Raw genomic sequence first — 7,669 nt, 5'->3', positions numbered from 1 at the left:
CGCGCATGGGCCGCGGGCGAGTCCAGCGCAAGGTCGGGCGCGGCGGGGCCGGGCAGGGGCGCGACCGTGCCCCGGCGGATGCCGATGCCGCGTTCCGCCAGGGGCGCCAGATGCGGGCTGTCGAAAGCCGCGAAGCGTGTCGTCGACACCTTCAGTGCGCGGCACCCGCGCAGCAGGCGTCCGTCGAAGAAGATCGCGACCTCGGGCAGGCGCAGGCGGGCGCAGGACAGTGCGCCGGTCAGGTTGGCCAGCGCATCACTGCCCGCGTTCAGGACCAGACCGGCGGGGGTGTCGGTGAACAGCGGCAGCTGTGCGCCCGTCAGGATCACCGGTTTGGACAGCGCGGCGCGGGCCAGCCCCAGATCGTCGAACACGTTCAGCAGCAGAGGCAGCGCCGCGCCGGTGTAATCCATCGTGTCGGTGCCGTGCAGGATCACGAAGGCGTCGTGGTCGGCGTAGAGGTCCAGCACCCGCCGCGCGATCCGGCACCAGTCGGAGGGGCGCAGGTCGGTGCTGTCCAGCGTTCCGGGCCCGTCATTCGAAAACCGCAGTCCCGTGTCGAAATGCAGCGCGTCCCCCGGCAGAGCCGCCGCCAGCGCCGGCCCCAGCAGATCCTGCGCGGCGCGGGCAAAGCGGTCCGCCGCCATCGGGGCCAGCGGCTGGCCCGTGCTGCTGATCGTGCCGCCCGTGTTGATGATGCAGATGCGCATGAGGGTCCCCCGTTCCCGGACCGCTATAGAACGCTCAGGCGGTGCCGATCCAGCCCCGCAGAAAGCTGGCAAGGTTGTGCGTCAGATCCTCGGACAGATAGCCGCCCTCCTGGACGATGACGGTGGGCAGGCCCGCGGCGCGGATGCGGGCGGCGGCGCGGGCGAAACCCGGGGTGGTGACGCGCAGCCCGCGAAACGGGTCGTTCTCGTGCGCGTCCAGCCCCAGGGCCAGGACAAGCGCGCCCGGCGCAAAACCCGCGATGCGGTCCAGCGCGCGGTCGATGGCGTCCAGCCAGACGGCATCGTCCGATCCCAGGGGCAGCGGCAGGTTCAGGTTTGTGCCGGCCGGCCCCACCTCATGCGCATGGCCCAGATAAAAGGGATAGAACGCGTCTGGATTGCCATGAACGGACACGGTCAGCACGTCGGCACGGTCAAAAAAGATCTGCTGCGTGCCGTTGCCGTGATGGACATCGATGTCCAGGATGGCGACGCGGTCATGCACCGCGCGCAGGGCCTGCGCGGCGATGGCGGAATTGTTCAAAAAACAGTGCCCCGCCGCGGTGTCTGCATCGGCATGGTGCCCCGGCGGACGGCACAGCGCATAGGCCGCGCCCGCCCCGTCCAGCACCGCGCGGCTGGCCGCCAGTGCGGTGTCCACCCCGCGCAGCGCCGCCGCATAGGTGTGCTGACCAAGCGGACAGCCGGTATCAGCCATGTGCCAGCCCGCCCGCCCGGTGATCCCCGACGGATAGGTCTGGTCGGCCTTCTGCGGATGCAGGTTGGCCACGACCTCGGCCCCCGCGCCGGGGGCCGTCTGCCATTCGTCCCATGCGGTTTCCAGAAAGTGCAGATAGCGCGCGGTGTGAACCGCGTGCATCGGGGCGCGGTCTGCCACCGGCGGATCGGTCGCGGTCAACCCCGCGGCGGCGATGCCCGCCAATAGGCGTTCGGCGCGTTCGGCGGTTTCCTTGTTCACCATCGGCACCCCGCGCAGCATCCAGAACCGGGGATCGTGGGCGGCGGTGTCGGGTGCGTAAAAGCAGGGCAGGCTGTCCATGCGGCGCAGGCTAGGACGCCCGCGCCGCATCGGCAAGATCAGAAGCCGCTATGCGTCTTCAGGAACTCCGCCTCCTCGGGGGTGCTGTCGCGGCCCAGGATCGCGTTGCGATGCGGAAAGCGGCCGAACCGTTCGACGATGTCGCGATGCTCGCGCGCGAAATGCAGCGAATGGTCGTTGCCCAGGTCTTCGTACAGCGCCACCGACCGGGTCTGGTCGGCCAGATCCTCGCTGTGCATGAACGGCAGATAGAAGAACTGCCGCCGGTCGGGGGCCTGGCCCACGTCATGGCCCATGTCCAGCGCGGTCCGCGCGTGGCGCAGCGCCAGGTCGTTCGATTCGAAGCTGCGCGGCCCGCCGCGATAGATGTTGCGCGGGAACTGGTCCAGCACGATCACCAGCGCCAGTGCGCTGTCGGGCGCGTCCATCCAGTCGTCCAGCCGCCCGGCATGCGCGGCCTCGTAGGTGTCGCTGAAACGGGCGGCGATGTCGCGGTCGATGTCGTCCGACTTGGCGAACCAATAGGGGCGCATCTGGTCCGAAAACCAGAACTCCAGCACCTCGTGGGGGGTCTTGGGCATGTGTTTCTCCGTCATGGCAAGGGGATATGTTCGTCGCGGTCGCCCGGCGGCAGGTCGAACCGTCCTTGCCCCCAACGCGCCTCGCGCCATTCCTGTTTCGCGGCCTCGATCCGTTCGCGCGACGACGCGACGAAGTTCCACCAGATGTGGCGCGGCCCGTTCAGCGTGGCACCGCCAAGCGCCATCAGCCGTGCGCCCCGGTCGCCCGCCGCCACCGTGATCGCGTCGCCGGGGCGGAACACCATCATCTGGCCGGCCTGGAACTCCTGCCCGGCAATGCTGACGCTGCCCTCGGTGATGTAGATTCCCCGATCCTCGTGATCGACGGGCAGGGGAAAGCGGGCGCGGGCGGCAAGCGTCACGTCCAGATAGAACGTGTCAGAATGCATCGTCGCGGGCGCTGTCTCGCCATAGGCGCGGCCCAGGATCAGTCGCGCCTCGATCCCCTGGTCGCGGATCTCGGGCAGCGCGCCCGCCGCGTGATGTTCGAAGCTGGGGGCGATGTCCTCATGCGTCTCCGGCAGGGCGATCCAGGTCTGGATGCCCAGCAGGCTGCTGGGCCCGGCGCGCACGGCGTCGGGGCTGCGTTCGGAATGGGTCACGCCGCGCCCCGCCACCATCCAGTTCAGCGCGCCCGGCGTGATGATCTGGTCGGCGCCGGTGCTGTCCCGATGCTGAAAGCTGCCCCGATACAGATAGGTGACCGTGCCCAGCCCGATATGGGGGTGCGGACGCACGTCGATGCCCTGGTCGGTCAGGAATTCCGCCGGGCCCATCTGGTCGAAGAAGATGAACGGCCCGACCATCTGGCGTTTGGGGGCGGGCAGGGCGCGGCGCACCTCGAACCCGCCCAGGTCGCGGGCGCGGGGGATGATCAGCGTCTCGATGGCATCGGCGCCGACGGCGTCGGGGCATCCGGGGGTCAGGGCGGGGTTCCAGCTCATGGCGTTCTCTCCTGTGCTGTTTCCAAGGGTGGGGGTTTGCGGGCCGTCGGGCAAGCGTGCAGGCGTTCGGCCTGTGCGAACGCCGGGTTGCGCACGACCCCCGTGGCGCCGAACGACCGTCACGGGCATGTTGGATCCCGAAAGGAGGTCGCCATGACGGGACTTCATCACGTGACGGCCATCACGCGCGACGTGCAGGCCAATGTCAATTTCTGGATGGGCTTACTGGGCCTGTCGCTGGTCAAGCAGACCGCGGGGTTCGAGGATGCCGAACAGCTGCACCTGTTCTATGGCGATGCCACGGGCGCGCCCGGGTCGCTGGTCAGCTTCCTGGTCTGGCAGGACGGCGCGCCCGGTCGCGTGGGACACGGACAGGTGGCCGAGATCGCCTTGGCCATCCCCCGCGCGCGGATCGGCGACTGGCTGACCCGCGCCATGCAGCGCGGCTTGCGCGTCGAGGGGCCGGTCCGCGAATTCGGTGCGCCGGTCCTGCGCCTGCGCGACCCGGACGGGATCATCGTCAAGCTGGTGGGCGGGGACATCCCCGATACCGGCTGGCCCGCGGCCCCCGCCCGCCTGCAGGGCGTGACCCTGTGGTCGCAGGACGCCCCGGCCACGGCGGCGTTCCTGGCACGCTTCGGCTATGCCCCCCAAGGCATCGAAGGCGGCGTGACGCGCCTGGCATCAAACCGCGACGCCATCGACATCCGCGACACGGCAGGGTTCGTGCCGGGCATTCCGGGAACCGGGGTGATCGACCATGTCGCCCTGCGCGTGCCCGATGTCGCGGCGATCGACGCGCACCGGGCCGCGCTGACCGATGTGACGGTCCATGATCGGCTGTACTTCACCTCTCTCTATGTCCGCGATCCTGCGGGCATCCTGATCGAACTGGCGACCGACGGTCCCGGCATGGCCGTGGACGAGGACGACCTTGGCCGGACCCTGAAGGTCCCGCCGCACATGACCGACGACACCGACCTGCGGCTGCGCCTGCCGCAATTCGCCCGCCCGGGCGAGGAAAGGACCCCCATGCGCGATCTGCCCTTCATCCACCGCATCCACACCCCCGACGATGCAGACGGGTCGGTGATCCTGCTGCTGCACGGCACCGGCGGATCGGAATCCGACCTGATGCCGCTGGCGCATCGCATCGCGCCGCGCGCCACCCTGCTGGGCCTGCGCGGCCGGTCGACCGAGGAGGGCGTCGCCCGGTTCTTCCGGCGCCTGTCCATGGCCAGCTTTGACCAGGACGACATCCGGTCCGAAGCCGCGGCCTTTGCCGGCTTCTGGGAGGGTGCGATGGCGGCCTATGGCCTCGACCCCGCGCGGCTGACGGTGCTGGGCTATTCGAACGGCGCAAACTTTGCGGGGGCGGTGATGGCGCTGCATCCGGGGCTGATCGCGCGGGCGATCCTGATCCGGCCGATGCTGGTGCTGGACCCGGTGCCACGGGCCGACCTGTCGGGGGTCCGGGTTCTGACGCTGCAGGGGGCGCGCGACCCCTATGGGCATTACGCCCCGGCGCTGAACGACTGGCTGGCCACAAGCGGGGCCGATCTGGACGCCCGCACGATCGCGGCGGGACACGAGATCGCCCCCGAGGACCTGGCCGCGGCCAGCGCCTGGATGGCCGGCCCCGGGGCATGAAAAAGCCCCGCCTCCGGTCTTGGCCGGAGGCGGGGCGCACTGGTCAGACTGTGTACGGCGCTATAACTCAGACAAATTCGAACCGGTTCCCGAACGGGTCCGCCACGGCGGCGGATTTTTCCGGAAATCCGGTCAAGGCGACGTGATCCAGCCCTGTCCGGCCGTCGGGGCGGGGACCGGCGCCCCGGCTGTTCCAGACATTCGCGGCCAGATGGTGGTGATAGCCGTTCCAGCCGTACCACCCCCCGCCCGGCGCATCATGGGTGCGCGTCAGGCCAAGCGTGCCCTGCATGAAGTCATCGGCCGCGTCCATCGCCCCGACCTGCAGGTGGACATGGCCGATTTGGGTCCCGGCGGGCGCGCCCTGCCAGGGCCCGTCCGCGGCGGCCGCAAGATCGTTCAGGTCCAGCCGTTCGGTGACCATCCGCACGCGGTCGCCGTCTCGGGTCCAGTCCGAGGCAGGCCGGTCGCGATAGATCTCGATGCCGTTGCCTTCTGGGTCGTCCAGATACAGCGCCTCGCTGACATCGTGATCCGATGCGCCGGTCAGCCGCACGCCCGTATCGGCGGCGTGGCGCAGCCAACGGCCCAGGGCCGCGCGGTCGGGCAGCAGGAAGGCGGTGTGGAACAGGCCTGCGTCACGCGGATCGCGCGGGATGGCGGCGGGATCGCCCGACAGGCGGATCAGCACCTGCCCGCCCGCGCCCAGATCGCGCTGTGCCCCGTCCGCGCCCATCGGCTCCAGCCCAAGCACGGTCTGATAGAACCGCGCCATGCCGGGCAGGTCGCGCACGGTCAGCGCGACATGGGCGATGCCGGTCATGACCGGCCGCCGCCGATCGAGCCGGCAAAGCCCGCCACGAATTCGGCCAGCCTTTCGCGGGTCTTGTCGTCCGTCAGGTTGCCTTGGTCGTCGAACAGATCGCCCGCGCGCGACACCATCAGCCGTCCCTCCCACCACGGGCGGGTGGCCAGCATCCGCAGCACCGGCAGCCAATGCGACTGCGCATGCGCGGTTCCGAAATTGCCCGGAGAGGCGCCGATGACGGCCACGGGCTTGCCCTTGAAGATGGCCATGCCCTGGCCGCGCGACATCCAGTCGATGACGTTCTTCAACACGCCCGGCACGCCGTTGTTGTATTCCGGGCTGACCAGCAGCAGCGCGTCCGCGGCCGCCAGCTGGTCAGTCAGGGTCGTGACCGCGGCGGGAATGCCCGACGCGGCCTCCAGGTCGCCATCATAGAGCGGCACCTGCGCGATGTCGCCGATGGTGATCGTCACACCCTCGGGGGCGGCATCCGCCGCCGCCCGAAGCAGGCCGGAATTCAGCGATGCCCGACGCAGGCTGCCGGAAAGTCCCAGGATCGTGGTCATCGCGTCTCTCCTTGCGTTCAGGCCAGGGGTTTCAGCCCGGCCTCGATCTGCTGGCGCTTGCCCTCCAGGAAGGGGGGCAGGGACAGGCCCTCGCCCATCGTCTCGAAGGGTTCGTCCACGTCGAAGCCCGGCCCGTCGGTCGCCAGTTCGAACAGATTGCCGCCGGGTTCGCGGAAATACAACGACCGGAAATAGAACCGCTCGACCTCGCCGCTGCTGGGTACGCGGAACCGGGCCACGCGGTCGGTCCAGGCGGTCAGGGCGGCGGTATCGGGCACGCGGAAGGCCACGTGATGCACCCCGCCCGCGCCCTGGCGCGCCTGCGGCAGGCCGGGCTGGACCGCGACATGCAGTTCGGCCGCGGCACCACCCTCGCCCATCTCGAAGACATGGACCTGGCCCTGGCCATCGGGGCTGGCATAATCGCGCACTAGGCGCATGTTCATGACCTGGGTCAGCACGGTCTGGGTCGGGGCCAGTTCGGGAACCGAGATGGTGATCGGCCCCAGCCCGTGAATCTGGTGTTCGGCGGGCACGTCGCTGCGATCCCAGGGCTGGCCCGCCGGGGTGGGGGCGGCGATCAGGCGCAGGCGCTGACCCTCGGGATCCTCGACATCCAGGGTCGGGCGGCCGTCCAGCGTGGTGATCTTGCCGGCCAGGCCCGACAGGCGGTCGGCCCAGTAATCCAGGCTGTCCGCGCCCACGCGCAGCCCCGTCCGGGTGATCGCGTTCGTGCCGCGGCGTTCGGGCGCGGCGGGCCAGTCGAAGAAGGTGATGTCGGTGCCGGGGCTGCCCGCCCCGTCAGCGAAGAACAGATGATAGGCCGAGGTGTCGTCCTGGTTCACGGTCTTCTTGACCCGGCGCAGGCCAAGGGTCTGGGTATAGAACTGGTTGTTGCCCCGCGCATTGGCGGTGATCGCCGTCAGGTGATGGATTCCGGTCAGCTGCATGGCAGGCTCCTTTCCTTGCTTGAAGGGAATATGGCGCAGGCGGGGCGTTCGCGGCACCCATGCGCGCGGCAACGCCGCGTTCGGTTCTTGCGAACGACCGGCGGCGTGCTAGGGTGCGCCATGACCTGGACGATCACGGATATCCGGACCTTTCTGTCGGTGCTGGATGCGGGCAGCATCTCGGGTGCCGCGGCGCGGTCGGACCTGTCGAAATCCGTGGTCAGCAAGCGGATCACCGATTTCGAGGCCGCGTTGGGCGTCGCGCTGTTCACCCGGCATGCCGGGCGCATCGCGCCCACCGACAGCGCGCTGTCCCTGGCCGAACGGTTGCGCCCGGCGCTGGCCGAACTGGTCGCCGCCACCGAAAGCGCCGCCGCGCCCGAGGCCGCGCTGCGCGGGC

At 69.8% G+C, this 7,669-nt stretch carries 9 protein-coding genes; 2 read left to right on the top strand and 7 right to left on the bottom strand.

All coding sequences use genetic code 11. The annotated features are described in order from the left end of the window. The 4 genes from FHD68_RS16300 to FHD68_RS16285 form a co-directional block, all read right to left on the bottom strand. A partial coding sequence (locus tag FHD68_RS16300; protein ID WP_208863795.1) for an asparaginase domain-containing protein occupies positions 1–710 on the bottom strand: 710 nt, incomplete at its 3' end. A 34-nt stretch (positions 711–744) separates the two neighbouring features. Beyond that, positions 745–1,770, bottom strand: a complete 1,026-nt coding sequence (locus tag FHD68_RS16295; protein WP_244297917.1) for a histone deacetylase family protein — start codon at positions 1,768–1,770, stop codon at positions 745–747. Positions 1,771–1,808: 38 nt separating this feature from the next. Beyond that, positions 1,809–2,351 carry a DUF924 family protein gene (locus tag FHD68_RS16290; protein WP_127897650.1) on the bottom strand — a complete coding sequence of 181 codons (543 nt, stop codon included), beginning with the start codon at positions 2,349–2,351 and terminating at the stop codon, positions 1,809–1,811. Between the two features lie 11 nt (positions 2,352–2,362). Next, a complete protein-coding gene (locus FHD68_RS16285) occupies positions 2,363–3,295 on the bottom strand; it encodes a pirin family protein (protein WP_127897651.1) in 933 nt (310 codons plus the stop codon). Positions 3,296–3,448: 153 nt separating this feature from the next. On the opposite strand from FHD68_RS16285, the gene FHD68_RS16280 reads away from it, so the two are divergent. After that, positions 3,449–4,945 carry a VOC family protein gene (locus FHD68_RS16280; RefSeq protein ID WP_127897652.1) on the top strand — a complete coding sequence of 499 codons (1,497 nt, stop codon included), beginning with the start codon at positions 3,449–3,451 and terminating at the stop codon, positions 4,943–4,945. Positions 4,946–5,012: 67 nt separating this feature from the next. Here the strand turns inward: FHD68_RS16280 and FHD68_RS16275 are convergent, their stop codons facing one another. From FHD68_RS16275 to FHD68_RS16265, 3 genes are read right to left on the bottom strand one after another with little or no spacing between them, the layout of a single operon-like run. Further along, the gene (locus tag FHD68_RS16275; RefSeq protein ID WP_127897653.1) at positions 5,013–5,768 is read right to left on the bottom strand and encodes a VOC family protein; all 756 of its coding nucleotides are present in this window, start codon (positions 5,766–5,768) and stop codon (positions 5,013–5,015) included. Beyond that, on the bottom strand, positions 5,765–6,319 hold the full coding sequence (locus FHD68_RS16270; protein ID WP_127897654.1) for an NADPH-dependent FMN reductase: 555 nt from the start codon (positions 6,317–6,319) through the stop codon (positions 5,765–5,767). Before FHD68_RS16270 ends, FHD68_RS16275 begins: the two co-directional genes overlap by 4 nt. A 17-nt stretch (positions 6,320–6,336) precedes the next feature. Then, positions 6,337–7,269 carry a ring-cleaving dioxygenase gene (locus tag FHD68_RS16265; protein WP_127897655.1) on the bottom strand — a complete coding sequence of 311 codons (933 nt, stop codon included), beginning with the start codon at positions 7,267–7,269 and terminating at the stop codon, positions 6,337–6,339. 120 nt (positions 7,270–7,389) lie between these two features. Between FHD68_RS16265 and FHD68_RS16260 the strand changes: the two genes are divergently transcribed. Continuing rightward, the coding region (locus FHD68_RS16260) for a LysR family transcriptional regulator (RefSeq protein WP_139086233.1) at positions 7,390–7,669 on the top strand (280 nt) is incomplete at its 3' end.

It is taken from the genome of Paracoccus marcusii (assembly GCF_006151785.1).
GTDB lineage: Bacteria > Pseudomonadota > Alphaproteobacteria > Rhodobacterales > Rhodobacteraceae > Paracoccus > Paracoccus marcusii.
The sequence above is the reverse complement of the archived record's forward strand: the minus strand, read 5'-3'. Positions and strand labels throughout refer to the sequence as shown.